We start from the raw sequence: 25,664 nt of genomic DNA, 5'->3' as shown, positions 1-25,664 counted from the left end.
ACTTTGCTCCTTCACGCACTTTGGAGCCAGGCATGCTGATTCATCCCACCGACAAGCTGACTTTCTCAGGCAATCCGCGTCAGGACGAACTCCGCCAGCGCTTGCTAGAACCTGATGCACCCAAAGTGATTGCCGCGTCGTTATCGAAACAGCTGGATCGCGAGAGCTTCACGCACCAGCACGCAGCTGGACAGCTCTATTGCTTGAAACAGGGCTTGATGACGGTAAAAACGCCGTCGGGCATTTTTGCCAATCCGCCGCGGCTGGTTGGCTGGATTCCGCCATACTTCGAACATGCGATTGTCGGGCCTGGCCGCGTGCTGGGCTGGACAGTTTTGGTCGACGACACGCTGGCCGCGCCGCTGCCTAATCGCCCAGTTTTGCTCTCCTGCCCTTCGGTGCTGGAGCCGCTGGCGGAAAGATTGGCCACGTTATCGCCCGATCACTGGGGCAGCGCGCGCTATCAGCGTTTGTGTGAGGTGTTTTTGGATGAACTTTACCAATCTACCGAGCATCCACTGACGTTGCCGCTGCCTGAAGATCCGCGCCTGCTGCAGATTGCACGCTTGTTGATGGACGATCCTGCGGATACGCGCAGCGGGCCAGAACTCGCACGCTGGGCGGGATTGAGTCCGCGTAGCCTGAGTCGCCATTGGGCGAGCGCGGTCGGCATGAGTTTGACGCGCTATCGCCAGGTCTCGCGCTTACTCAAATCGCTGGAAGGATTAGCGGCAGGAAAAAGTGTGCAACAGGTTGCGTGGCAAGTGGGATTCGATAGCGTCAGCAGCTATATCAGCGCCTTCCGTAGCGCCTTTGGTTCAACGCCCGGCAAATATTTCACGCCGCCAACCGATGCTGCGGATGCAAAAACAGCAGGCTAACCGGCCCATCAATCGCCGGTAAGCTGCGCTGGTATTTGCGGCGAAATGCGCCGGGCGGCAGATCAAACATGCGACGGAAGGTGCGACAGTATGTTTGTTGCGAATCGAAGCCATATTTGATGGCGATATCCATCAGCGGCGTGGTGCTATTTAACAGTGCAATCACCGATGCCGTAAGCTTGCGCTCGCGAATGTAGGTACCAAGCGCAATGCCGGTGTAACTGCGGAACAAACGCTGCAAATGCCATTGCGAATAGCCCGCGCGGCGCGCTACGGTTTCCAGCACCAACTTCTGTTCGACGTTGTCCTCAATCCAATTCATCAGCTGATGCATGAAGGCGGCGTGAATATCCATCTTTCCTCCTGATGCCGTTAAATGAAACCGGACGAAAATCCGGCAAGTGGCAAGCATTATAGAAAGCCTGGAAATGGCTATGTGATGCATGAAAGCCAATAAATAGCGATAACTCGCCAATCCTCTTCGTGCTTTATTGAATCCCAACGGCGAAATGCAGCATGATCCGCGGGTCAGTATTAGGTATGGAGAAGATGATGAAAGGAATTTACCCCGCCCAACCCGGCGATTTCGACGCGATAACCCAAGTATGGGAAGCCTCAGTACGCGCGACGCACCATTTCCTGCAAGACGCCGATATCCGCGCGTTGCGACCGCTGGTGCGTGAGCAATATCTGCCGATGGTTGAACTGCGCGTTTATCGCGATGAGCAACATGCCATCGTGGGCTTCCTCGGCGTGGCGGAAAATCGGCTGGAGATGCTGTTTGTGGCGCCCGAGGTTGTTGGCAAAGGCATCGGCAAGCAACTGCTGCACTATGCGATTGAACAACTGGGCGTTACAGAAGTCGACGTCAATGAGCAAAATCCGCAGGCGCTGGGGTTTTATCAGCATCAGGGGTTTATCGTCACCGGACGATCGCCGCTCGATGGGCAAGGGAAGCCATTTCCTTTGCTGCATCTGCGTTATCAGCGGTAATTTAACTGGTCCGCTCGTATTGCTCGATTACCGCCAGCGCTAATCCATTGGCGGGATCGATACGCTGCGGCAGGAAATGCAGCTTGGTATGGCTGAAGGTAAACGCCAATGCGCCGGTTTGCGCTGCCTGATGTACCGCTTGCACAAACGCCGGTTGCGCGTTCCACGGGCCATCAATAATGATGCTGGCCGGATTCACCAACTGCATCACCTGGCTGAGCGCGTGACCCAAATGCGTGCCCGCCTGCGTCATCACCTCATGCAAAATCTCGGGTTCACTTTCCACATTTTGCCAGCGCAAACCGCTTTTGCGTTTCGCCAACTGCTGTTGAATCGCAGGCTTGCTGACCAAGGTTTCCAGGCAGCCTAAACGGCCACAGCTACAACGTTCGCCGTTAGCTTGCATGCTTAAGTGGCCGATTTCACCCGCCGTCCAGCTGCTGCCGGTAAACACTTCGCCCTGCTCCACCAGCGCGCCGCCGAGACCTTCGGAGATGCGCACATAGAAATGACTCTGCGACTTATCCAGCTCAAGCTGCTGCACTGATAACAGTGCCGCGGCTTTAACGTTGTTCATGATGCGCAGCGGCAGCGTGATTTCACGGCGTAAAATGGTCAGTACATCGACATCCTGCCAACCGAGATGGGCGGAAAAATGCACCCAGCCACGTTGTGGATCGATAATGCCGGGAAAGCCAATCGCCACGCCAAGCAGTTCAGGATGCGCCGCGTGCAAGGTTTGACACACTTCAGCCAGTTCATGCAGCAGATGTTCAGGATCGCTGGTTTCCGTGCGCCAGGTTTGCTCGGCAATCACCTGCGAATAGTAGTCGCAAACGCGCCAGTGAATCGCCTGACGTTCCACCATAATCCCGGCGCTTTTGAGCTTTTCCGCGCGCAGCGAGATTTCGATTTTAGGCCGTCCCGCCGCCGCCACGCTGACCGGGCCGAGCTCGTTAATCAGCCCTTGCTCCAGCAAATCATCGACGATCAACGATACGGTGTTTTTGCTCAGTTCGAGCGCTAAGGCCAAATCCTGGCGCGAGGTGATGCGAGTGGCGCGCAGTTGCGTCATCACCCGCTTCAGATTATTCAGGCGCAGTATAGCTGGTCCTTTACCGGCGGCTTTCATCGCGTCCCTCAATACTCGTCACCGCGCACGCGGCTGCGATAACTTTCCCAATCAAAGCGCACCCACAAACTGTTGCCGAGGCGCATACGATCCATCACGCGTTCGCCCAGCAGCGAGTTCATGCCCGCCGGATCGAGGTTCGATAACATGCCGGTTGGCCGTTTCGACGATGAACGGCGATCAACAATCTGATTAATGATCACTTTTTCATAGCGCGATTCGCTCTGCATGCCGATCTCATCGATCACCAGCAGATCGACGTTACTGAGATCGTGCAGCAAGCGCTCTTCGGTAAGATCGCTGCCGCCGCTGAAGGTGCCTTTCATGCTCGACATCAAATCCGCTACCGTCACAATCAGCACACTTTTGCCGCGAATGATCAGATCGTTGCCAATCGCCGCCGCCAGATGGTTTTTACCGGTGCCGGGACGGCCGGAAAACACAAAACTGGAGATGCTGTTTTCAAAACCGGCGGCGTATTCGCGCGCCATCGCCAGCGCTTTGCGCTGACCATCGTTTTCCACGCGATAGTTATCGAACGAGCAATTCATGTGCAGCTCGCGGATGCCCGAGCGCCCCATGATGCGCTGCATTTTCATCGCGCGGTTTTCCCGCACAATCGCTTCCGAGCGCAGGCGGCCTTGCTCCTGATTCCATGCCAGCAGCTCAGCACCGTTTTTGAATTTCGGCTGCACTTCGGACGGCATCATTTTTTTCAGGCGACTAAAGAGATCGTTCGGCGTTTTCATTACTCACCTCGGAATCCATCGGGAATATCGTAATCAGTATTGCTGATTTGCGTCAGATCGCGCTTAGGTTGCCCGCCGTTGGCGGCGCGGTTCATCTGCACGCTACGCGCTAATTTCTGTTGCCACTGCACATGATGGAACAAACGCCCTTCCGCCTGCCAATATGCGATAAACGTAGCCAGCTCGGCCGGCGTCACTGCCTCGCTCAGCGCGATGCCCCAAATCGCCGCCTGGCGCTGGAAATCGCTGTCCGGCTGCCAGCCTTCATACATGGCAAATTTGCCAACCGGCGTGGCAATCGGCGCGCTGTCGGTCTGGAATAAACTCTCATCCAGCGTGACATCATTCGGTTGCTGCGCGGCGGATTCCAGCGCCAGCAATTGCGCCAAACGCTGCGGCGTCAGCGCATAAAACGCCGGTGCATTGTTATGCAATACCGCTAGCGTGCCGTTCTCGGCCTGTTGCAGTACAGCGAGCGGGTCATGGCAAAAGCCATCCAGCCCCACCAGCGTTGAAGATAAGATTTTGACTGACATGAAGAAACCTGACGTTAACCAGCATGGTGCGCCGAGCGGCGAATACGGCCCGACGTTGTGCGGTAAGTGTAACTGTTTTAGCGCGGCGGATCGCGCGCGATTTAGAAGCTGGCGCTGACGCCGAGACTATAGATAAATTGCTCACCGCTGCTCACCGCACCGGTTTGCGCGAAAGAGGCAAAGGCCGCCATATTTTGGCCGAGCGGCATATTGGCACCAACGCTGACATCGACCCAATTGTTTTCGCGGCCGTTAAGATCATCGGCGCGATCGCGCGTCGGCGAAGGCAACTCCTCATTCACCAGATGACTGTAGCTAACCTGTGCCCACGGCGAAATCCAGCCAAAAGTGGAATCAACGCGCCAGCCCAAAGAGGCAATATGTTCGGCGTTATTGCTATCGACGCGCTCGCATTTCGGGCAGCTCAAAGTGGAATCATCGACGGCAAATTGCGCCACGGGGCCGGTGCTGGTCGCTTCACTGACCGGCATCGACCAACCTGCCGAGTAGCGATTAACGAACGGTGCGGCACCCACGCTGGCGGTTTCAGTGTGCATCACCATGATGCTGTCATTGGGCGAACTCAACGCCGCATCCATCAAGCTGCTATCGTTATTTTCCGTCAACATCAGATGATTACTGGAAATCTTTTCAGCAAGTATCGCGTTGTAATCTGGCGCACTATTTTGACCTGACTGATCAAAGGCGTGCGCATTCCCGGCCAGAAAAAATAGCCACAAACCACTAAAAGCCAGCGCAAGTTTGTGCTGGCCTGTCCGCTGACTTTTCTGCAACATGAAGGACTCCTGACGAAGCCGGGAAGAGAACGGGCGTTAAGGTTTTGTACAATCTTTATCGGCACCCATTGCTTAATTGTTAATCGGTTTTACAGAACGTCAAGGAAACGGGTGTTTTTTCGTCTGCTAAAGGAGTACTGCAATGCAACGCTGTGGCTGGGTAACTCAGGATCCGCTCTACCTTGCGTACCACGATAAAGAGTGGGGCGTGCCGCAAACCGATAAGCGCGCCTTATTTGAGATGATTTGTCTTGAAGGCCAACAGGCCGGACTTTCATGGATTACGGTGTTAAAAAAACGCGAAAATTACCGGCGCGCTTTCCATGAATTTGACCCGCAAGCGGTGGCGCTGATGGATGAAAGCGATATGGAACGCTTGCTGCAAAATGCCGGGATTATTCGCCATCGCGGCAAGCTGGAAGCGATCATTAATAACGCGCGGGCGATGCTGGCGCTCGAAGCTACCGGAGAGGACTTTTCACGCTTTATCTGGTCATTTGTCGATAATCAGCCGATTTTGCACCATTACGCCGATTATAAAGAGGCGCCAACCACCTCCGAGCCTGCCATTGCGCTGTCTAAAGCGTTAAAGAAGCGTGGTTTTAAATTCGTCGGCCCCACAACCTGCCACTCATTTCTACAGGCTTGTGGCTTGATTAACGATCATCAAACCAGCTGTTTCTGCCATCCCAATAACTTGTAACGCAATTCTTTACACTTTAAGACTGCCCCTCACGTATTTCCCCACAATTGAACGGCATAATAGTGCCGTTTTGGGGCTTTTCCCCATAAGGATATGTGAGGGCTTTTGTATGAATAAGCGTATTTTGGCGCTGACCTTGTTATTAAGCGGCAGCATTGCGCTGTCGGGTTGTACTACTAATCCGTATACCGGCGAATCTCAAGCCGGAAAATCCGGTATCGGCGCCGGTTTAGGCGCGGTGCTGGGCGCGGGCGTTGGCATGTTGTCATCCTCGAAGAAAGATCGTGGTAAAGGTGCGCTGATTGGCGCGGCTGGCGGTGCGGCCTTGGGCGGCGGCGTGGGCTATTACATGGATGTGCAGGAAGCGAAACTGCGCGACAAAATGCGCGGAACCGGCGTCAGCGTGACGCGTCAGGGCGATAACATCGTGCTGAACATGCCGAATAACGTCACCTTCGATTCCAACAGCAGCAACCTGAAACCGGAAGGTGCCAATACGCTGACTGGCGTAGCGATGGTGCTGAAAGAGTATCCAAAAACCGCCGTCAACGTGGTCGGCTTCACCGACAGCACCGGTACGCGCGCGCTGAATATGCGTCTGTCGCAGCAACGTGCGGATAGCGTAGCCAGCGGCCTGATTCTGCAAGGCGTGGCGCAAAACCGTCTGCGTACCCAAGGTTTAGGTCCGGATAATCCGGTCGCGAGCAACAGCACCGAAGCCGGTAAAGCACAAAACCGTCGCGTCGAAATCACCCTCAGCCCGCTGGGCTAAATCAGCATCCGGCCTGGTTTGCAGGCCGGATTCATTTCATTTTCCAGAAACTTTCGGCGCTATTTTTGTTGGAAAAAGCCCAACCGTTGCCAATTGATAGAGTCGCCCTTTTGTTTGTGTTAGCGTGATCAAAAATTGATCAGTGGAACACCATCATGTCGCTTAAAGCCATCGCCGCCGCTCTCGGCCTCTCCGTCACCACCGTGAGCCGGGCGTTGAATGGTTATGATGATGTCGCGGCCGCCACGCGCAAACGCATTGAGGATGAAGCGCAATCGCGCGGCTATCGCCCAAACGATGCAGCCCGTCGCCTGAAAACCGGGCGCGCCAATGCCGTTGGCCTGGTTTTCCCGATCAGTAACGCCTCTCTTAACGACAGCTATTACAGTGACATGCTGCTGACGCTGGAACAGCGCCTGGCGCAGCACGAAATCGATTTGCTGCTGCTCCCCGATAAGCCGCAAGATCAACACCGCAAGCTGATGCGTTTATTGCGCAGCGGTGCGCTGGATGCGCTGATTGTGACGCACACTTTGCCACTGGATTCGCGCCTGCAACGTTTGCAGCAGAAAGGTTATCGCTTTTTGACCCTGGGCCGCAGCCAGTTGCCCCATCCGTATGCATGGTTTGATTACGATAATCACGCTGGCACTTTGCTGGCGGCAAAACACTGTTTGCAGCAGGGCTTAACACGACTGGCTTATCTCGGCAGCAATGAACCTTCCACTTACGTGCTGGATCGTCGTCAGGGTTTTATTGATGCGCTAATTCAGCATCAGGCGCCGGTCGATCAAGCGCTAGTGGCCAGCTTGCCCTCTACACGCCGATCCGGTTATCAACAAACCAACGCCTGGCTGGCACACGGCAACGCACCGCAAGCCATCATTACCGATTGCAGCCCGATGGGTGAAGGCGCGGCGATTGCCTTGCAGCAAGCCAACCGCTTGAGTGGCGCGCAGGCGATTCCGCTGTATGTGTATGACGGCCTGCCGCATGATTCGATTATCGATCAACCGGTTAACACCATTTTACAACTGTCACAGCAGCGCATCGGCGAGCGTGTGGCCGAGATGGTGCTGGAATTGCTCAATGATGCGCCGCTGAATGAATTGCAAACCCTTTGGCAACCGGTGCTGCGCCTCACTTCTGACGCGCAATGATTGCGCCAGGTCCAGGGTGTGATAGTCTTCGCCTGTTTCTTTTCAGCAGGTGTAAGCAATGAAAACCAGGCCGCCACGCGCGACAATCAGTGACGTTGCCCGTACGGCAAAAACCGGTAAAACCAGCGTTTCTCGCTATCTCAATGGCGAAATCCATCTACTCTCGCCCGATCTCAAAGCCCGTATCGAACAGGCCATTGCCGAACTCAATTATCGTCCTAGCCAGATGGCGCGCGGCTTGAAGCGCGGTCGTACCCGTTTGATTGGCTTGATCATCGCTGATATCACCAATCCCTATTCCGTCGATGTGCTGTGCGGCATTGAAGCAGCCTGCCGTGCGCAGGGTTTTACCCTGTTGATGTGTAACACCAACAACGAAGTCGATCTGGAGCAGCATTATCTGCAATTGCTCAGCAGCTATCAGGTCGAAGGCATTGTGGTTAATGCGGTGGGGATGCACGAAGAAGTGCTGAATCGCCTGCAACAATCCATGTTACCGATGGTACTGATCGACCGCAAAATCCCTGATTTCGCCTGCGATGTGGTGGGATTGAACAACGCCGAAGCCTCGAATATCGCCACCCAACATCTGCTTGATAACGGCTATCAAGCGCTGCTGTTCCTCAGCGAGCCGCTCGGCAGCGTCAACACGCGACGTGAACGTCTGGGCGCTTTCTACGACACGGTAAAAAGCCAGCCGCAGGTGCAAGCCGAAAATGCCCAGGTGGCGCTGCATCAACCGGAAGAGTTGGCCGCCACCTTGCGTGAGTTCCACCAGCGCCACGCCGGAAAAGCCTGCGCAGTAATCGCCGCCAACGGCGCGCTGACATTACAAGTCGCACGCGCATTGCAGCGCCTTGAACTGCGTTGGGGCGAATCGATTGGCCTGCTCGGTTTTGATGAGCTGGAGTGGGCTGCGCTGGCGGGCGTCGGCATCACCACGCTAAAACAGCCGACCTGGCAGATTGGCTACGCCGCATTGGAGCAAGTTATCGCGCGCATTGAAGGCGGCGAACAAGCGATACGCGAACAGGTTTTCTCCGGCGAATTGATTGTGCGCGGCTCCAGCCAGCCGCTGCGCTAACTCCCCTTTTAATGGCTCACTTCGTGAGCACGATCATACTTCCGCACTCTGCTGCTGTTCTTTGGAACCGGTTCCATTTAGGTTTTTTATAATGAATGGGAAGGCGTCAACGCCCGGAGAGATGTGATGAAACCAGAAATTATTGTTGTAACCGCCGCCTACGGCGCACAGAAAGTCGCGGAACTGGGCGGCCAAGCCGCGCTGCTGCCACTGATCAAAATGTCTGGCGCCGATGGCGTGGAAATCCGCCGCGAGTTGTTTAGCGAAAATGAGTTGTGCCTGCTGCACGCGCTGGGCAATGCCATTGCACAGCATCAACTCAGCGCCAGCTATTCGGTGCCGGAAGCGTTGTGGCTCGATGATGGCGCACTCAATCCGCGCCTTGCGCAGTTCCTGCAAGAAGCCGAACAGCTTGGTGCTAAACGTCTGAAAGTGGCGTTGGGGCATTTTGTCGATCTCACCGAACTGCAAACACTGCGCGACATCCTGCAAGCCTCAGCGGTCACGCTGGTGGTGGAGAACGATCAAACGCCGGACAGCAAACTCAAACCGATGCTGAACTTCTTCCATCACGCCTGCGACGCCGCGCTGCCGCTGGATATGACCTTTGACATGGGCAACTGGCAGTGGACCGGCGAAGACGGATTGCAGGCCGCCGCCCAACTCAGCCGTTACGTCAGCTACATCCACGTGAAAACAGCGGTGGCGCACGGCGACACTTTCCGCGCCATCGCGCTGGATCAAGCCGATGACAGCTGGCGCACGCTGTTACAGGCGCTGCCTGACGATGCGCCGCGCGGTATTGAATTCCCGCTGGAAGGCGCGGATTTACTGGCGGTGACGCGTCACTACGTTGACCTGCTGCGGGCCGCGTAAGGAGACAACCATGACGCATAAAACGCTGGATGTAGTAACGATTGGCGAAGCGATGGCGATGTTTATCGCCCAGCAAACCGGCGACCTCGCCGCGGCGGAAAGTTTCGTGAAACGCATTGCCGGTGCCGAACTCAACGTGGCGATTGGCCTGGCGCGCCTCGGTTTGCAAGTGGGTTGGGTCAGCCGCGTCGGCGACGACAGCTTTGGCCGTTTTACCCTGCAACAGCTGGCGAAGGAAAACGTCGATCATCGCTGCGTGACGACTGATGCACGCTATCGCACCGGTTTCCAACTCAAATCCCGCGTCGACGATGGCTCCGATCCCGAAGTGGAATATTTCCGCAAAAACTCGGCAGCGAGCTATTTGTCGCCGGACGATTTCAACGACGATTACTTTGGTGATGCGCGTCACCTGCACTTAAGCGGCGTGGCAGCGGCGATCTCTGATAGTTCGCTGGCATTGGCAAAACATGCGGCGAAAGAGATGCGCGCGCGTGGCAAAACCATCTCTTTCGATCCCAATCTGCGTCCGGTGTTATGGCGCAGCGAAGAAGAGATGCGTAAGCAGCTGAATCATTTAGCGGAATACGCCGATTGGGTGCTGCCTGGCGAGAAAGAAGGCTTGATTCTTACCGGTTATCGCCAACCAGAAGCCATTGCTGACTTCTACCTTGATAAAGGGGTGAAAGCGGTGGTGATTAAAACCGGCAGCGACGGCGCGTGGTACAAAACCGCCGACGGCGAGAAAGGCCAGGTGGCGCCGATTCAGGTCGCAAACGTGGTGGATACCGTCGGTGCCGGTGATGGTTTCGCCGTTGGCCTGATCAGCGCGCTGCTGGAAGGCAAATCGCTGCCGCAGGCGATTCTGCGCGGCAACAAAATCGGTTCGCTGGCGATTCAGGTCGCCGGTGACAGCGAAGGACTGCCCACGCGTGCGGCGTTGGGTGATTTTTAAATAACACCGTTATAACCAGGTCGCCATTTAGGGTGACCTCAAAACGAATCTCAACAAACGCTGTACCTACAACAATATTATTGCGAGGCGCATCCACTGAATGCGCCCACCTCAACCAGAGGAGTCACCCATGAAATCGCAGACAATCGCGCCAAAACGCTGGTGGTTTATCATGCCCATCGTGTTTATCACCTACAGTCTGGCGTATCTGGACCGGGCGAATTTTAGCTTCGCCTCTGCCGCAGGGATTAATGAAGATCTTGGCATCACCAAAGGCATGTCATCGCTGCTGGGCGCCCTGTTCTTCCTCGGCTACTTCTTCTTCCAGATCCCCGGCGCGATGTATGCCGAACGCCGCAGCGTGAAAAAGCTGATTTTCTGGTGCCTGATTTTGTGGGGCGGCTGCGCCTCGCTAACCGGTATTGTGAGCAACATTCCCATGCTAGCGGCGATCCGTTTTGTGCTGGGTGTGGTGGAAGCCGCGGTGATGCCAGTGATGCTGATCTACATCAGTAACTGGTTTACTAAATCAGAACGTTCGCGCGCCAATACCTTCCTGATCTTGGGTAATCCGGTCACGGTGCTGTGGATGTCGGTGGTTTCTGGCTATCTGATTGAGTCCTTTGGCTGGCGCGAGATGTTCATCTTTGAAGGCATCCCGGCGGTGATCTGGGCGGTGGCCTGGTGGTTCATGGTGCAGGACAAACCGGCACAGGCCAAATGGATGAGCGAAAGCGAGAAAGCGGCGCTGCAAGCCCAACTGCAAAAAGAACAGGAAGGCATCAAGGCGGTGCGCAATTACGGCGAAGCATTCCGCAATCGCAACGTCATCCTGCTGTGCCTACAATATTTTGCCTGGAGCATCGGCGTATACGGTTTCGTACTGTGGCTGCCGTCGATTCTGCGAAATGGCACGCAAATGGGCATGGTCGAAGCCGGTTGGCTGTCGGCGGTGCCGTATCTGGCGGCGACTATCGCGATGATCGTGGTGTCGTGGGCATCCGATAAAACCCAGAACCGTAAACTGTTTGTCTGGCCGCTGCTGCTGGTTGGCGCACTGGCTTTCCTCGGTTCGTATCTGGTGGGCTCCAGCAACTTCTGGCTGTCGTATGCCTTGCTGGTGATCGCCGGTGGTGCGATGTATGCGCCGTATGGCCCGTTCTTCGCCATCATCCCAGAAATGCTGCCGCGCAACGTGGCCGGTGGCGCAATGGCGCTGATCAACAGCATGGGCGCACTCGGTTCCTTCGTCGGATCGTGGATTGTGGGCTATCTTAATGGCGCGACCGGCAGTCCTGCCGCCTCCTATATTTTCATGGGCGCCGCGCTGCTGGCTTCGGTTTGGCTGACCTTGATTGTCAAACCCGCCCAGAACAAAACCACGCCGCCAGTACACGGTGCCAGGCACGCCTAATTAATGAGGGAGGCCTGATGGGCCTCCACGACAAGGAGCTAAGAATGAAACCTGCTGTGATTCTTTATAAGAGCTTGCCCGATGATCTGCGCGCCAAGCTGGATGCCCATTTTTCCGTAACCGAAGTGCATGACATTTCATCGGAAACCATCCAGCAGCACGCGGCACAATTCGAGCAGGCGCAAGGTTTGCTCGGTTCAGGCGGCAAAGTGAATGGGGATTTGCTGGCGAAAATGCCGGCCCTGCGTGCCTGTTCTACGGTGTCCGTTGGCTACGATAATTTCGATGTTGATGCCCTTAATCAACGCAAAGTTCTACTTATGCACACGCCAACCGTGCTAACCGAAACCGTCGCCGACACCATGATGGCGTTGGTGCTGAGCACTGCGCGTCGCGTTACCGAGCTGGATAAATGGGTCAAAGACGGCGAGTGGCAAAAGAGCATCGGGCCAGAGCATTTCGGTGTTGATGTGCACCACAAAACCCTCGGCATTCTCGGCATGGGCCGCATCGGCCTGGCGCTGGCGCAGCGTGCGCATTTCGGCTTTGGCATGAATATTCTCTACAACGCACGCCGTCAGCATCAAGAGGCTGAAACTCGCTTCGGTGCGCGCGCCTGCGATCTGGAAACCTTGCTGAAAGAGAGTGATTTTGTTTGCATCAGCCTGCCGCTGACCGAGCAAACGCACCACATGATCGGTGCCGCACAGCTCAAGATGATGAAATCGAGCGCGATTCTGATCAACGCCGGTCGTGGTCCAGTGGTGGATGAGAAAGCACTGACCGCGGCACTGAAAGACGGCACCATTCACGCAGCCGGGCTGGATGTGTTTGAAGTCGAGCCAGTGCCAGCGGATGCGGAATTGCTGAAGCTGCCAAACGTGGTGGCGCTGCCGCACATTGGTTCAGCTACCCACGAAACCCGTTACGGCATGGCGCGCGATGCGGTGGATAACCTGATCGCAGCCTTAAGCGGCAAAGTGGAGAAAAACTGCGTTAACCCGCAAATCCAAGCCTAACCTGACCGCTTTACCCATTGCGCCTGCTCGCGGCGGGCGCTATGGTGGTTCCCCATTCGATTTCACAACGTTTTAACTTCCTATGTCCTTTTCTCAGTTTGGCGACAAATTTACTCAACACTCCGGCATCTCACGTCTGATGGAAGACATGGGTGAAGGCCTGCGCACGCCTGGTACCATCATGCTCGGCGGCGGCAATCCGGCCCAGATCCCGGCGATGAACGACTATTTCAACCAGTTGCTGCTGCAAATGCATCAGGACGGCAAACTGAGTGAAGCGCTGTGCAATTACGATGGCCCGCGCGGCAAAGCCTTGCTGCTGGATGCGTTGGCGAAAATGCTGCGCGAAGAACTCGGCTGGCCGTTGACCGCGCAAAACATCGCGCTGACCAATGGCAGCCAGAGCGCATTCTTCTACTTGTTTAACTTGTTCGCCGGACGTCGCGCCGACGGCAGCAAAAAACGCGTGCTGTTCCCGCTGGCACCGGAATATCTCGGTTATGCCGATGCCGGACTGGAAGAAGAACTGTTTGTTTCCGCCAAACCGAACATTGAGTTGCTGCCAGAAGGCCAGTTCAAATATCACGTCGATTTCGATCATCTGCCGCTCAATGACGATGTGGGTTTGATTTGCGTCTCGCGCCCCACCAATCCGACCGGCAACGTGATCACCGATGACGAACTGCTGCAACTCGATGCGCTGGCGCAGCAGCATGGCGTGCCACTGCTGATCGATAACGCTTACGGCGTACCGTTCCCCGGCATCATCTTTAGCGAAGCGCGTCCGCTGTGGAATCCGAATACCATCCTGTGCATGAGCTTGTCGAAACTCGGCCTACCGGGTGCACGTTGCGGCATTATCGTCGCCGATGAGAGCACGATCAGCGCCATTGGCAACATGAACGGCATTATTAGCCTCGCACCAGGCAGCATCGGCCCAGCGATTGCCACCGAGATGATCGTGCGCGGTGATTTGCTGCGTTTGTCAGAACAGGTGATTAAGCCGTTTTACCAGGCTAAAGTCAGCGAGACGATCGCCATTCTTCGCCGCTATTTGCCCGAAGATCGCTGCTTAATTCACAAACCTGAAGGGGCGATTTTCCTCTGGCTGTGGTTCCGCGATCTGCCGATCAGCACCGAAACGCTGTATCAGCGGCTGAAAGCGCGCGGCGTATTAATGGTGCCGGGTCACTTCTTCTTCCCTGGCCTCGAACACGCCTGGCCTCACACCCATCAATGCATGCGCATGAATTACGTGCCGGATGCCGAGAAGATTGAGCGCGCCGTGCAGATATTGGCGGAAGAGTTGGACGCCGCGTTCCTCAATTAGAAATTAAAAATCGCGCGATGAATCGCGCCGCTACAAATACGTGCACGTTTTGTAGCGGCGCAATTTATTGCGCAATTCCACAGCATTCACCCCTTTCCCAGCGACAACTGGCACCACTCCGCCAGCTGTTTAATCGCCTGCTCCACTTCGGCATTCCAGCCAAAACCGGCATTCAAACGGAAGCAGTGATCGTAACGATGATCGGTAGCAAAGATGTGTCCCGGCGCGATGCCAATTCCGGCATTGCGCGCTTTGAGGAATAACGCACGCACGTTGAGCGCGCCGAGCGGCATTTCCACCCACAACACATAACCGCCTTCAGGATCGGAAACGCGCGTGCCCGCCGGGAAGTAGCGCAACACCGCCGCACGCATGTGCTGGATTTGATTCTTCAACTCGCGCCGCAGTTTACGCAGATGCGCATCGTAGCCGCCGCTGCGTAGCAGTTCGGCAATCGCCGCTTGCGATAACACTGAGGTGCCCATGCTGGTGGTGTATTTCAGCGAGGCGATTTTGCGCATGTAGTTGCTGCTGTGCACCCAACCAATGCGGATGCCTGGCGCAACGGTTTTTGAGAAGCCGCTGCACAAAATGGCGTTCGGGCTGAAAGCGCGCATCGGGAACGGACGCCGCTCGCCAAACGCAGTATCACCAAAAATATCATCCTCAATGATCACCACATCGTTCTCGTCGGCTTGACGCGCAATGTAGGCTTTCTGCTCGTTAGGAATGCTTTTGCCCAGCGGATTATTGATGTTGTTGATGGTGAGATAGGCCTGCACCGCTTTGCGTTGAAACAGCGCGGTCAGCTTCTCAACATTGACGTAGCCGTCCGGGCCCGCTTCTACCTCAATCACGCGCAGATTGAGGTTATGCAGCATTTGCAGCAGTACGAAATAGCACGGCGATTCCACCGCCACAATGTCGCCCGGCCGCGTCGTCGCACGCAGCGCCAGCGAAATCGCCTCGATACAACCGTTGGTGATCAGGATGTCATCGGCGTTGATATTGCAGCCATAATCCACCGCGCGGCGGGCAATTTCACTTTTCAACGGTGCGTAACCGGTGCCTTTTACCGTATTGCCGAGTAGCGCGGGTTTGCTGTAGCCCATCTGGCGCATCAGCAAGCCAATCTTTTTCACCGGATAGAGCGAGATATCGCCGTTTGCCAGATCGAGGCGTACGCGGCAATCCGATCCCAGCATCGCCAAATGCAGCTCGGTTTGTTCGTCGAGCGGTGCTACTTCGCGCGGTTGCTCGCTGATCAACACCGGCAATTTTTTGTCGATATTACGCGGCGCGACAAAAAATCCTGACTTCGGCCGCGCCACCGCGAAGCGCTCATCCTCAAGCGTACGTAATGTTTTCAGCGCCGTGGTCATGCTGACACGGTATTGGGTTGCCAGCGTGCGCACCGACGGCAAACGGCTGTCGGCAGGCAACGAACCGCTGAGAATCGCTTGTTTGATCTGTTCTGCAATTTGACGGTAACGACTGCTCTGGCTCTCCTGCTCTTCCGTTTCTCCCGCCATCTGTTCCACCCTATTTCGTGCTGATCTGTGCGTATCCAGCAGATTACATTCAAAGTACTTTAGGCTGCATCAGTTAATTGATAACGATGCGCATTAACTCCAGCACGACGAAAAACACAGAACATTCATTGCGTAGCACCTTCGTGGCCCATTTCCCGTCGGTTGCCGCCAGCACGGCCACCGCGATTTTATTAGCCAAAGGATGAAGTCAAAAATGAATAATCTTTCCACCATGATGAGAGAAATAAGTGGCTACCTAACACCGGCAATTATCGATTCTGCTCAACATTGCGCGCGCCGTTTACTGGCCGCGTTACCTGACAGCCAACCAGAAAACAATCGCGTGCTGCTGGCCTACGGCGGCGGCAAAGACAGCAGCTATATGGTGGCGTACGTGCGCTACATCCAGGGATTGATCTGGCAGCAGCAGGGCAGCACTTTTCAACTGCGCATCAGCACCAACCGTCACGCGGCGATGAACGACAGTGTGATGGAGAATATTGATCGCGTGTATCGCGCGTTACACATCCTTGATGACGACTTCACCGAATGTTTGGTGACCGATGGCCTGCAAATCCGCGCGTTCGATCGCCACCTGCCGATGCCGGACAGCGTGCGTCAGCAGAATCGCAACGATGTGCTGATGAATGGCCACCGTTTCCGCGCCGATGCGCGCTCCACCTTCTGTAACGCCTGCAACCTCAGCATGGTGAACTCTTTCGGCCTGGCGGCACATTACAACGGCGGCGTTGATGTGATCATCACCGGCGATTCGCCGCAGGAGCAAACCGCCTATCTCGCGTGGGCGCGCCATCTTTCACGCCTGTTTGATGCGCCGGTCGCAGACAAAACTCGTGGCTTCAGCGGTTTCCTGCAAACGCTGGATGGCGTTGCCGAGCGTTACTTTGCCGATATTTATGGCGAGGATCAGGTGACGCCGGCGCACCGTATTACCTGGCAACTGGCGCGCGATCCGCTGTTCTTCAACATCTATCAAGACACCGCGTATGAGGCTGGCGCGCATTGGGCGCTGCTGACCGAATTTATGCACTTCCGCTTCGATGAGCTGATGTTCAGCTTCTCCGAGTCGGACTGCGGCAACCCAACCTTAATGGCACATATTCGCGGTCTGCGAGCGGAGACGCTGTTGCAGCGCAGCTACGCCGAAGGCATTCGCGAATATGTGCGCTTTGCGCTTGGGCTGATGTTGAAGAAGGATTTCCCGCCGCAGCTGGTCGACGAAATGGCGGCGCGCTATCAGGATGATGCGGCGATTAACCGTCAGCGTCAGCGTGCCGCGCAGTTTGCCGAACAGGCATTTGGCCTCAATGAAACCCAACTGATTTGCATGATCTATTCGCCATTTATCGCCCAAGGCAATCAGTTAAAGGCGTGGTTACTGCAACTTACCGATGCACCAGCAGAAGCCGCGGTGCGCGCGTTGCTGAGCGGCGAAAGTGATGATCTGCTGGTCGCGCAACAGTTGGAACAGCTTTCTGGTTTGACCGTGGCGCAAATGCGTCAGTGTTGGCGCAGCGCGCAGGTGAGCTCACTGCTGGACAACTCGCGTGGCGATGCGCTTTCACGCGTGCTGCGCTTCGATCCGCATAAAGCAGTGATTCAGGTGAATAACGGTGTGCTGCAAGACATCGTCACTGAAGTGATTTCCGGGCGTTAACCCGGTAAGGCAACGCGATGAGAAAGATTTTTCTGCAAATTGGTGCCACCCGCGATGGGCAAAATCCTTATTGCGCGGTCGCCAAACGCGAAGGTTATTTTACCGTGCTGGCGGAAATGGGCGATTTTGTTGATTACCAATCGCTGAGCATTTCGTTGCCGTTCGATCTGATTGTGCGGCTGGATCGCCCGGAAAATCCGTGGGATGTGCTGCAAGCCTGTTTGCATGCCGGATTGATGGAGCATCCGCAGGTGGTGCTGGCGGGCTTTGAAGCTTACAACGCCAGCGCCGGGCGCGTGCGTGAATTGCTGGCCGGGCCGGATGCCGGAGCCAGCTTTATCCCGCCCGATAAATACGCGCAGCGCATGGCGTTACGCAAAGCCTGGCAGCGTTTTCCGCAGCCAGAATTTCGCTTCTTCGCTTCGCCGCTGAGTATTGGTGATGCGCGAGATGCGCTGCTCTATCCCTGCGTGATTAAGCCGGTCGATGGCGGCGGCGGTTTGGGTATTTGGCTGGTCAACGAAGCCAGCCAGCTTGATGCGGTGATTGCCCGCCTGGTTGATACCATGAATTACGGTGGACGCGGTTTTAGCGGCTTTATCGTCGAAAGCTGGCTGCCGGGTGATGAATATTCGCTGCAAGGCGTGGTGGCGGATGGACAGGCCGTGGCGCTGACCTGCTGCCAAAAGGTGATCGAGCAGCATATCGATGACCAAGGCTGCATCAGCTTCTACGAATCCGGCCATGTGGCGATGGCGGCGCAGCAACTGCCCGCCAGCTTTAGCAGCCTGATGAGCTTTTGCTGCGAAACCTTTGGCTATCGTCAGGGTGCCTTTCATATCGACTTCATTCTGGTCAACGGCGAACCGCACTTCCTCGAAATGGGCTTCCGCTTGTCGGGCATGGGCGTGGTGAATCTGGTGCAGGAAGTTACCGGCATCAACTGGGCGGATGTGGCGTTTCACATTGAAGCCGGGCACGGCATGCCGTCGCTGAATTTCCCGGCGCAGCCGCAGGCGGTCGGTCGCTTGCGTTTGCGACAGCGATTGCAATACGACGCCGCCGAGCGCTGGATCGCCGAACATCAACGCGGCCAACTGCTGCCACCGCTGAATCTGCCGGAACTGGCGGTTTCACCGCGATCCTCGCTGTATGCCGACCTCACGCGCCACGCCGGGATTTTGGCGACCTTGCGCCTCGCCGCCAACAGCCGCGATGAGATTCTGGCGGTGTTCCACCACATTCTCGACGTGCCCGCGTTGGCGCCACGGAGATATTTACTATGTGCAGAATGATCCTCGCGCACGGCCAATTTGACGCCGCTGCGGTGCTGGAAGCCGCGCGCGCCATGAGCTGTGGCGAAACTGCCACGCACGACGGCCCAATTAAAGAGCATCCCAACGGTTGGGGCTGTTTGTGGCTGGAGCAAGGTCACATCCGCACCCTGCATGGCACCGGCACCTTTGCCGATGCGCTGCCGGGGATTGATGTCGATCGTCTGCGCGGCCGTTTTCTGGCGGTGCACGTGCGCCACGCCACGCTGAGTAAAAATCAGGGCATCGAATTCTCACATCCGTTGTGGCGCACCAGCGGCGAAACGCAGTGGTACATGATGCACAACGGTTTTTTGCCAACGGTTTATCAACGACTCGGCATGGCGGAGTCGCGTTTTGATTCCGCCGAATACCTCGAATATGTGGTTGATCACGCGACGCCCGCCGATTTCACCCGCGATTATCTGCGCGACAAGATGGCGCAGGTCGCGCCCGGCGGCAGTTCAGCCAATGCGATTTTTGTTACCCGTGAGAAAGCCTGGGCGTGGCAATGGCATCCCGATGACACGCCGTATCCCAACTATTTCACGCTGCACCGTTTCCAAAATAACAACAGCACCTTTATCTCTTCAGAACCTATTTCAGCACTGGGCACGGCGTCGGAATGGCGTCGCATGAGCAACCATGAACTTCATGAATTTCCGTTTGGGGAGTGAGCAACATGGCTATTTTCAATCAGATACGCGTTATCAATCCGAAGATGTTTGTGGAAAGTACCTGGCTGGACGACATCGTCACCGCGCGCGTGCCGCTGCTGGTATTACGCAATTTTCTCACGCCAGAAGTGCGTGAAGCGGTGGTTGATGATTTGCAACAGTGCCGTGAACAAGTGCGCGTATCGCACTATCCCAATGGCGCGCTGACCACGCTAGGTCCCTATCTGGCGAAACACACCGCTGCGCCGGAGAACTATTTTACCGAGCTGCGTGATATTCAGCCTGCGCTGCCGTCGTCGCTGCACTGCCTGCGTGACCAGATTTATCACTGGGTGCAGCAGTCGCTGCGCCTGGAAAGCCTGCAAACCGCCAACGAACCTGAACTGGGTGATTACGCCGGTTCGATTGTGCGTTTCCACGCCGATGGCGTCGCCAATCCACTGCACAACGACAATATTGTGCGTGACGCCGCCGGCAGCGGATTGGCGGTGACAAATATCCTGCATCAACTGAGCTGCGTGGTGTGCCTGCAAGAGTGCAATGCTGGCGGCCAGCTGCGCATCTTCAACAAAAAGTGGCAGCCGGTGGATGAATGCTACAAAACCCCCGGCGAGCTCGGCTATCAAACCGGCGTGATTGATCGCAGCGAAGTATGCGAATTTTCCCCACGCAGCGGCGATATCTATTTGTTTAATCCGGCTTTTTATCACGAGATTGATCGCGTGGAAGGCGACACGCGTATCACCATGGGCTTCTTCTTTGGCCTGACCGACAAAAAAATGAAACACGCCATCGCCTGGAGCTAACGCCAGGTTTTTTGACGAGGAGACGAGCATGAATACCTATGAAAAAGTCACTGCCCTGCTGGATCAACATCAAGCCCGCTATCGCGTGGTGGAGCATGAAGCGGTCGGTCAAACCGATCTGATTAGCGAGATTCGCGGTAACGATCTCAATCAAGCAGCCAAAGCGATGGTGCTGGAAGTCGCTATGCCAGATGGCGCGGAGGCGCGCTATCTGCTGGCGATTGTGCCGGGCGACTGCAAAATCAATTTCAAGAGCGCCGCACGCGCCATTGGCGGCAAGAAATCGAGCTTTGCCGCGCCGGAAAAGGCACAGGAATTAACTCAATGCGTGATGGGCGCAGTGCCGCCGTTTAGTTTTGATGACCGGCTGGCGCTGCGCGTCGATTCCCGCCTGCGCGACGTCGGTACGTTGTGGTTTAACGCCGGTGCGCTTGAATGCTCAATTGCGTTAGATGTGAATGATTACTTTGGTGTTGTCGGTGAGGAGTGTTGTGCCGAGATCGCTGCACCGGTGGCGGCAACCGCCTAAGCGGGAAGTAAGGAAGGTTTATGTCAGTAAAAGATATGTTGTTAGCGCTGTGCGTGGTGGTGGCGTGGGGCGTGAATTTTGTGGTGATCAAGCTGGGCTTGCAGGATATGCCGCCGTTTTTGCTGGCGGGATTACGTTTTAGCCTGGTGGCGTTTCCGGCGATCTTTTTCGTCAAACGTCCGGCGATTCCGCTGCGCTGGCTGATTGTGTATGGCATGACCATCAGTTTTGGTCAGTTCGCCTTCCTGTTCCTCGCCATCAAACTCGGCATGCCAGCCGGTTTGGCATCGCTGGTGTTGCAGGCGCAGGCATTTTTCACCCTGCTGCTCGGCGCGTTGTTCCTCGCGGAGAAACTGCGCTGGAATCATATCGCGGGCATGTTAGTGGCAACGCTCGGCATGTTTATGCTGGCCACCGCCGGTATGGAGGGCCAAACCACCGCGGGCATTACGCTGACCACCATGATGTTAACGCTGGCGGCGGCGCTGTCGTGGGGCTTGGGGAATATCACCAACAAGATTATTTTGCGTAATCGCAAAGTGCCGGTGATGTCATTAGTGGTGTGGAGCGCGCTGGTGCCAATTGTGCCGTTCTTCGCCTGTTCGTGGCTGTTTGATGGCGAAACGGCGATTGTCATCAGCCTGATGCACATCTCGCTGCAAACGGTGTTGGCGCTGATTTATCTGGCGTTTATCGCCACCATCGTTGGCTATGCGATTTGGGGCAATCTGCTAAGTCGCTATGAAACCTGGCGCGTGGCACCGCTATCGTTGATGGTGCCGGTAGTTGGTATTCTCAGCGCGGCGCTGATTCTCGGCGAAACCTTGTCGATGCAGCAGATGATCGGCGTTTGCGTGATCATTGTCGGTTTGCTGGTGAATGTGTTTGGCGGCATGGTGAAGCAGCGATTATTGGTGCGTACCTAACAAAAACGCCGCATTGCTGCGGCGTTTTCTTTATCTCTACATCCTGCTTACAGGATTTCGATGCGGCGTGGTTTCGCCTCTTCCGGGACGATGCGCACCAGATCGATGCTTAACAGACCATTCTCCAGTCGCGCATCGCGCACGGTGATGTGGTCGGCCAGCTGGAATTTACGTTCGAAGTTGCGCTCAGCGATGCCTTGATACAGGTATTTACGCTCCGGCTGCTCTTCCGGATGTGCGCCGCGCACCACCAGCATGTTGTCATGCGAGGTGATATCTAATTCGCTCTGGGCAAAGCCCGCCACCGCAATGGTGATGCGGTAGAAATTCTCATCCACTAACTCAACGTTGTACGGAGGATAGCCGCCATTAGCCTGGTTTTGATTGGACTCAAGCAGGTTAAACAAACGGTCAAAACCAATAGCAGAACGATAAAGTGGAGAGAGATCAAAATTACGCATAAAAAGACTCCTGATAATCAGCAAGTTTAGGCAACCTTCCACCATGGACAGGTTGTTCAGTCGTTGGTGTCCCTGGCGGCAACAGCAATGCGACTGTTCTCTAAAAATGGGTCCAGACCGGTCTCTTTCAAGGGCTAATCCGGTTTTTTTTGCAGCAATCCTGATGAAATGACATACACTCAGGGGATTATTCGCCTGCGATGCCAGACACAACCTTAGAGTTGTGCAGGTCAGGTGACACACTCCAGCCAGGGCCAAGCCATGACTGAAGGGATGATGAAGATGAATATGATGAAACGCTTTCCACTCACAGCCGTGCTGATTTGCAGTGCTTTTGCCTCTTCGGGCTGCTCCAGCGTGATGTCGCACACGGGCGCTAGCCAAGGCTATTATCCCGGCACTCGCGCCAGCGCGGAGATGATTGGTGATGACAAAACCAGTTGGGCGATCAAGCCGCTGGCGATTATCGATTTACCGTTCTCGGCGGTGCTGGACACTATTTTGCTGCCGTGGGATTACTTCCGCTCGGATAACAACTCCATTCACGATCGCGTATTGCAGAGCGAAAAAATGGCTGGCACCGATGCCAGCCTGGCAACGGCCGCCTCTATGCCTGCGCAGCCGCATTAACGCTGAATAGCTGACGCCAGCCGTCAACCTCGCGCATATAGGCGATCTGCTCGCCATCCGGCGACCACACCACCGCATCTCCGGATGGCGCTTGATCGCTGCGTGCAGTTAAGCGCGTGCATTGCCCACTCGCCACATCACAGCGCATCACACTGTTATCACAGATAAACGCCAGCGCGCTGCCGTCCGCCTGCCAGCTAAACGCCGACTGAATGCTGCTCGCCAGTTGCGTTACCTGACGCGGTTTACCGCCGTTGGGGGAAACCGTCCACAGCTGCACCACACCGCGATCGTCTGCTAATAAAAAGGCGATGGCGCTGCCATCCGGCGAAGCGCGCAGCCAATGGCGCGGTTGTAACGCCAGGCCCGAGGTGTGCGTGATACGACGCTGCTGTACGCCTGCCGGTGGCGCAGGCAATCGGTCCGTTGTGCCCTGAATCGGCGCGCTGCCTGCTTTGGCGTAATCCGCCAGCGATGCGGGTAAATCGACCACAAACACCTCCGGCACTTTGTCGCCATTCGCTGCTCGCGTGTCGCCGATAAAGGCAATCGCCCAGCGCTGCCAGCTGCCGTCGGCTTTTTGATAGCCTTGATTACCAATCCAGCACTCTTCATAGGCGCGATCAATCTGGTCGCTGCCCGGCTGCGGATCGCGCTGCGTCTGGCTAACCAGCACGCAATAATGGCTGCCATCGTATTCACGTGGATGCTGTTTGGGCGGACAAACCGGATGCAGCGGCACCGCCACGCCCACGTTGCGCAGGTCGTCGCGCGCATCCTTTTCATGCATCACGTGATCGTTGTAGGTAAAACTCAGCCGCGATCCGTCCGGACTAAAGACATGCACATGCGAGCCGCCGCGCAGCGCGCCTGGCGTGTAGGGCGCGGTGATATCAAACGCATCAAGATTTTCCGCATTGCCGTGCTGCACAATCACGCCGCGTCGATGGTGGAAATCGTAATGCCAATGCGCATCCGGATGTTCTGGGCCATGAATAAACACGTAGCGTGGCGGTAGATCAGGACTGACCGTGACGACACCAACATGTGCGCCATCGCGCGCCTGATACAGCACTTCAACCGCACCGCTGGCGACGTTGACGCGTTCAATCGTTAGGCTGGTAAACGATGCGCCAGAAGGCCGCACATCAAACGCCAGCCACTGACTGTCGGCGGTCCAGACGTTGATGTTAGTGAGCTGGTGATTACGCGGGGCAAAGGTGAGTTGTTTTTCTGACATGCGGCAACCTTAGAGGTGACAGTTGCCGGATAAATTACGTGATTTGTTGATGTGAATAAACCAGGTTGCGGTTATCAGCAAGGTCACCATAAATGGCGACCCTACGGATTGAGCATGTATTTCTTATCCGACGCGTTTTACATCGCCGACCAGCAGGATGTAAGACAGCGCGCCAATCAACGCCACAGCAGAGATATACACCAGCGCCGGGGCGAAACCATAATCCTGCGCCAGATAACCCACCACCAGCGGAACGGTGATGCCGCCGAGTCCGCCAACGAAGTTGAACATGCCGCCAGTCAAACCAATCAAACGTACCGGGGCGAGAGAAGAAACCAGCGACCAGGTAATCGAGGCAAAACCGTTGCCGAAGAAGGCGATCGCCATCAGCGTCATAATCCAGATCGGATCGTTGGTATAGTTAGCGCCCATGATGCAGGTGGAGATCAACAAGCCGCAGATGATGGGCGTTTTACGCGCAAAACCCAGTGAACGGCCGCTGCGCACCAGACGGTCGGCGACGATGCCCGACAGAATCACGCCAACAAACGCGGCGAGGAATGGCACGGTGGTCATGAAGCCTGCGGTCAGCGCGGCGATGTGTTTTTCCTGGGTCAGATAGTTCGGGAACCAGGTGAGGAAGAACCACAGCGTTGAGGTTACCGCGAACTGGCCAAGATAGACGCCGCACAGCTTGCGGTGGAACACCAGTTTCCAGTCGGCAGCGGTGAGTTTGGTGCGAGTTTTCTTTTCGCTCGGCGCATCACCATCAACCATCGCGCCGCCTTCGCGGATGTAATCCAGCTCGGCTTTATTAATGCCTTTGCTCTGGCTCGGCGCCTGGTAGAACTTAATCCAGATCAGCGACCAGATGATGCCAATACCACCGGTGATGATGAACACCCAATGCCAGCTCAGCAGTTCCTGAATCCAAATCAGCAGCGGCGTGAGGAACGCCAAACCCACAAATTGGCCGGAGGTGTAGAAACCCACCGCTGATGCACGTTCTTGCTCTGGGAACCAACTAGTGACTAAACGGTTATTGGTCGGGAAAGCCGGTGCTTCAAAAATACCAGTAATGGCGCGCAGACCGATTAACGATAATAAACCGGTGGCGAAGCCCTGGAATAAGGTGGCGACCGACCAACCAAAGATGGCAATAAAATAAGTTAAGCGTGAACCGACGCGATCGAGAAACCAACCGCCGGGAATTTGGCAAAGAGTATATAACCAGGCAAAGGCAGAAAATACATAACCCATTTGCGCTTTGCTAATCCCAAACTCTTCCTGAATATGCGCGGAAGCCACGGCTAAATTAGCGCGGTCGACATAACAAATCACCACGGTAATAAAGATCATTAATAGTGTGATATAACGGCGGCGCGTCGGTTTGGCGTGAACAGCTGAGAGATCCATGGTGTGTCTCCGTAATGATGCTTGTAGGGGCGAGCGTCAGCACGGGCGGGCCAAA

General features: G+C 55.8%; 27 protein-coding genes. 18 read left to right on the top strand and 9 right to left on the bottom strand.

Annotated elements, in window-relative coordinates; all coding sequences use genetic code 11:
• Positions 1–32 precede the first annotated feature (32 nt).
• A complete protein-coding gene (locus tag ABDW13_RS13765) occupies positions 33–881 on the top strand; it encodes an AraC family transcriptional regulator (protein WP_343553120.1) in 849 nt (282 codons plus the stop codon).
• Here ABDW13_RS13765 and ABDW13_RS13760 read toward each other — a convergent pair.
• Positions 838–1,236, bottom strand: a complete 399-nt coding sequence (locus ABDW13_RS13760) for a helix-turn-helix domain-containing protein (RefSeq protein WP_343553119.1) — start codon at positions 1,234–1,236, stop codon at positions 838–840. The two genes, ABDW13_RS13765 and ABDW13_RS13760, sit on opposite strands and share 44 nt — an antisense overlap.
• Positions 1,237–1,433: 197 nt before the next feature.
• Here ABDW13_RS13760 and ABDW13_RS13755 point away from each other — a divergent pair, with 197 nt between their 5' ends.
• The gene (locus tag ABDW13_RS13755; RefSeq protein ID WP_343553118.1) at positions 1,434–1,874 is read left to right on the top strand and encodes an acetyltransferase; all 441 of its coding nucleotides are present in this window, start codon (positions 1,434–1,436) and stop codon (positions 1,872–1,874) included.
• A 1-nt stretch (position 1,875) separates the two neighbouring features.
• Here ABDW13_RS13755 and ABDW13_RS13750 read toward each other — a convergent pair whose 3' ends face one another.
• From ABDW13_RS13750 to ABDW13_RS13735, 4 genes are all read right to left on the bottom strand, one after another.
• Positions 1,876–3,006, bottom strand: coding sequence for an ROK family protein (locus ABDW13_RS13750; protein ID WP_343553117.1), 1,131 nt, complete (start codon positions 3,004–3,006; stop codon positions 1,876–1,878).
• Between the two features lie 8 nt (positions 3,007–3,014).
• Positions 3,015–3,755, bottom strand: a complete 741-nt coding sequence (dnaC, locus tag ABDW13_RS13745) for a DNA replication protein DnaC (protein ID WP_343553116.1) — start codon at positions 3,753–3,755, stop codon at positions 3,015–3,017.
• The gene (gene dnaT / locus ABDW13_RS13740) at positions 3,755–4,291 is read right to left on the bottom strand and encodes a primosomal protein DnaT (RefSeq protein ID WP_343553115.1); all 537 of its coding nucleotides are present in this window, start codon (positions 4,289–4,291) and stop codon (positions 3,755–3,757) included. Before dnaT ends, dnaC begins: the two co-directional genes overlap by 1 nt.
• A 101-nt stretch (positions 4,292–4,392) precedes the next feature.
• Positions 4,393–5,088, bottom strand: coding sequence for an autotransporter (locus tag ABDW13_RS13735; protein ID WP_343553114.1), 696 nt, complete (start codon positions 5,086–5,088; stop codon positions 4,393–4,395).
• Between the two features lie 142 nt (positions 5,089–5,230).
• Between ABDW13_RS13735 and ABDW13_RS13730 the strand changes: the two genes are divergently transcribed.
• The 9 genes from ABDW13_RS13730 (at position 5,231) to ABDW13_RS13690 (ending at position 14,401) form a co-directional block, all read left to right on the top strand.
• Positions 5,231–5,791 (top strand): DNA-3-methyladenine glycosylase I, encoded by a 561-nt coding sequence (locus ABDW13_RS13730; protein WP_343553113.1) that lies wholly within the window; start codon positions 5,231–5,233, stop codon positions 5,789–5,791.
• A 109-nt stretch (positions 5,792–5,900) separates the two neighbouring features.
• A complete protein-coding gene (locus ABDW13_RS13725; RefSeq protein ID WP_343553112.1) occupies positions 5,901–6,563 on the top strand; it encodes an OmpA family lipoprotein in 663 nt (220 codons plus the stop codon).
• Positions 6,564–6,718: 155 nt separating this feature from the next.
• Positions 6,719–7,723 (top strand): LacI family DNA-binding transcriptional regulator, encoded by a 1,005-nt coding sequence (locus ABDW13_RS13720; RefSeq protein WP_343553111.1) that lies wholly within the window; start codon positions 6,719–6,721, stop codon positions 7,721–7,723.
• Between the two features lie 58 nt (positions 7,724–7,781).
• Positions 7,782–8,807 (top strand): LacI family DNA-binding transcriptional regulator, encoded by a 1,026-nt coding sequence (locus tag ABDW13_RS13715; RefSeq protein ID WP_343553110.1) that lies wholly within the window; start codon positions 7,782–7,784, stop codon positions 8,805–8,807.
• Between the two features lie 126 nt (positions 8,808–8,933).
• Positions 8,934–9,683 (top strand): sugar phosphate isomerase/epimerase, encoded by a 750-nt coding sequence (locus ABDW13_RS13710; RefSeq protein ID WP_343553109.1) that lies wholly within the window; start codon positions 8,934–8,936, stop codon positions 9,681–9,683.
• Between the two features lie 10 nt (positions 9,684–9,693).
• Positions 9,694–10,638 (top strand): sugar kinase, encoded by a 945-nt coding sequence (locus ABDW13_RS13705; RefSeq protein ID WP_343553108.1) that lies wholly within the window; start codon positions 9,694–9,696, stop codon positions 10,636–10,638.
• A gap of 130 nt (positions 10,639–10,768) precedes the next feature.
• Positions 10,769–12,052 (top strand): MFS transporter, encoded by a 1,284-nt coding sequence (locus ABDW13_RS13700; protein WP_343553107.1) that lies wholly within the window; start codon positions 10,769–10,771, stop codon positions 12,050–12,052.
• A gap of 44 nt (positions 12,053–12,096) precedes the next feature.
• Positions 12,097–13,071, top strand: a complete 975-nt coding sequence (gene ghrB / locus ABDW13_RS13695; RefSeq protein ID WP_343553106.1) for a glyoxylate/hydroxypyruvate reductase GhrB — start codon at positions 12,097–12,099, stop codon at positions 13,069–13,071.
• A gap of 82 nt (positions 13,072–13,153) precedes the next feature.
• Positions 13,154–14,401: a valine--pyruvate transaminase gene (locus tag ABDW13_RS13690; RefSeq protein ID WP_343553104.1), complete on the top strand. Its 1,248-nt coding sequence runs from the start codon at positions 13,154–13,156 to the stop codon at positions 14,399–14,401.
• Between the two features lie 86 nt (positions 14,402–14,487).
• Here ABDW13_RS13690 and ABDW13_RS13685 read toward each other — a convergent pair whose 3' ends face one another.
• On the bottom strand, positions 14,488–15,933 hold the full coding sequence (locus ABDW13_RS13685; protein WP_343553103.1) for a PLP-dependent aminotransferase family protein: 1,446 nt from the start codon (positions 15,931–15,933) through the stop codon (positions 14,488–14,490).
• Positions 15,934–16,147: 214 nt separating this feature from the next.
• On the opposite strand from ABDW13_RS13685, the gene ABDW13_RS13680 reads away from it, so the two are divergent.
• The 6 genes from ABDW13_RS13680 to ABDW13_RS13655 are packed head-to-tail and all read left to right on the top strand — an operon-like array spanning position 16,148 to position 21,862.
• Positions 16,148–17,611 carry a hypothetical protein gene (locus ABDW13_RS13680; RefSeq protein ID WP_343553102.1) on the top strand — a complete coding sequence of 488 codons (1,464 nt, stop codon included), beginning with the start codon at positions 16,148–16,150 and terminating at the stop codon, positions 17,609–17,611.
• A gap of 17 nt (positions 17,612–17,628) precedes the next feature.
• A complete protein-coding gene (locus ABDW13_RS13675; protein WP_343553101.1) occupies positions 17,629–18,906 on the top strand; it encodes an ATP-grasp domain-containing protein in 1,278 nt (425 codons plus the stop codon).
• Positions 18,894–19,601: a class II glutamine amidotransferase gene (locus tag ABDW13_RS13670; RefSeq protein ID WP_343553100.1), complete on the top strand. Its 708-nt coding sequence runs from the start codon at positions 18,894–18,896 to the stop codon at positions 19,599–19,601. Before ABDW13_RS13675 ends, ABDW13_RS13670 begins: the two co-directional genes overlap by 13 nt.
• 5 nt (positions 19,602–19,606) lie before the next feature.
• Positions 19,607–20,407, top strand: a complete 801-nt coding sequence (locus ABDW13_RS13665) for a hypothetical protein (RefSeq protein ID WP_343553099.1) — start codon at positions 19,607–19,609, stop codon at positions 20,405–20,407.
• 28 nt (positions 20,408–20,435) lie between these two features.
• Positions 20,436–20,936, top strand: a complete 501-nt coding sequence (locus ABDW13_RS13660; protein WP_343553098.1) for a YbaK/EbsC family protein — start codon at positions 20,436–20,438, stop codon at positions 20,934–20,936.
• A 20-nt stretch (positions 20,937–20,956) separates the two neighbouring features.
• Positions 20,957–21,862: an EamA family transporter gene (locus tag ABDW13_RS13655; RefSeq protein ID WP_343553097.1), complete on the top strand. Its 906-nt coding sequence runs from the start codon at positions 20,957–20,959 to the stop codon at positions 21,860–21,862.
• A gap of 47 nt (positions 21,863–21,909) precedes the next feature.
• Here ABDW13_RS13655 and ibpA read toward each other — a convergent pair whose 3' ends face one another.
• Positions 21,910–22,323 carry a small heat shock chaperone IbpA gene (gene ibpA, locus ABDW13_RS13650; RefSeq protein ID WP_343553096.1) on the bottom strand — a complete coding sequence of 138 codons (414 nt, stop codon included), beginning with the start codon at positions 22,321–22,323 and terminating at the stop codon, positions 21,910–21,912.
• Positions 22,324–22,614: 291 nt separating this feature from the next.
• Between ibpA and ABDW13_RS13645 the strand changes: the two genes are divergently transcribed.
• A complete protein-coding gene (locus tag ABDW13_RS13645) occupies positions 22,615–22,953 on the top strand; it encodes a YceK/YidQ family lipoprotein (RefSeq protein ID WP_343553146.1) in 339 nt (112 codons plus the stop codon).
• On the opposite strand, the gene ABDW13_RS13640 is transcribed toward ABDW13_RS13645, so the two are convergent.
• Positions 22,931–24,193, bottom strand: a complete 1,263-nt coding sequence (locus ABDW13_RS13640) for a DUF3748 domain-containing protein (RefSeq protein WP_343553095.1) — start codon at positions 24,191–24,193, stop codon at positions 22,931–22,933. The two genes, ABDW13_RS13645 and ABDW13_RS13640, sit on opposite strands and share 23 nt — an antisense overlap.
• 123 nt (positions 24,194–24,316) lie before the next feature.
• Positions 24,317–25,609 (bottom strand): MFS transporter, encoded by a 1,293-nt coding sequence (locus tag ABDW13_RS13635; protein WP_343553094.1) that lies wholly within the window; start codon positions 25,607–25,609, stop codon positions 24,317–24,319.
• Positions 25,610–25,664: the final 55 nt, after the last annotated feature.

It is taken from the genome of Pantoea sp. (assembly GCF_039594315.1).
Lineage (GTDB): Bacteria > Pseudomonadota > Gammaproteobacteria > Enterobacterales > Enterobacteriaceae > Pantoea.
This window is presented reverse-complemented; position numbering and strand designations above follow the sequence as displayed.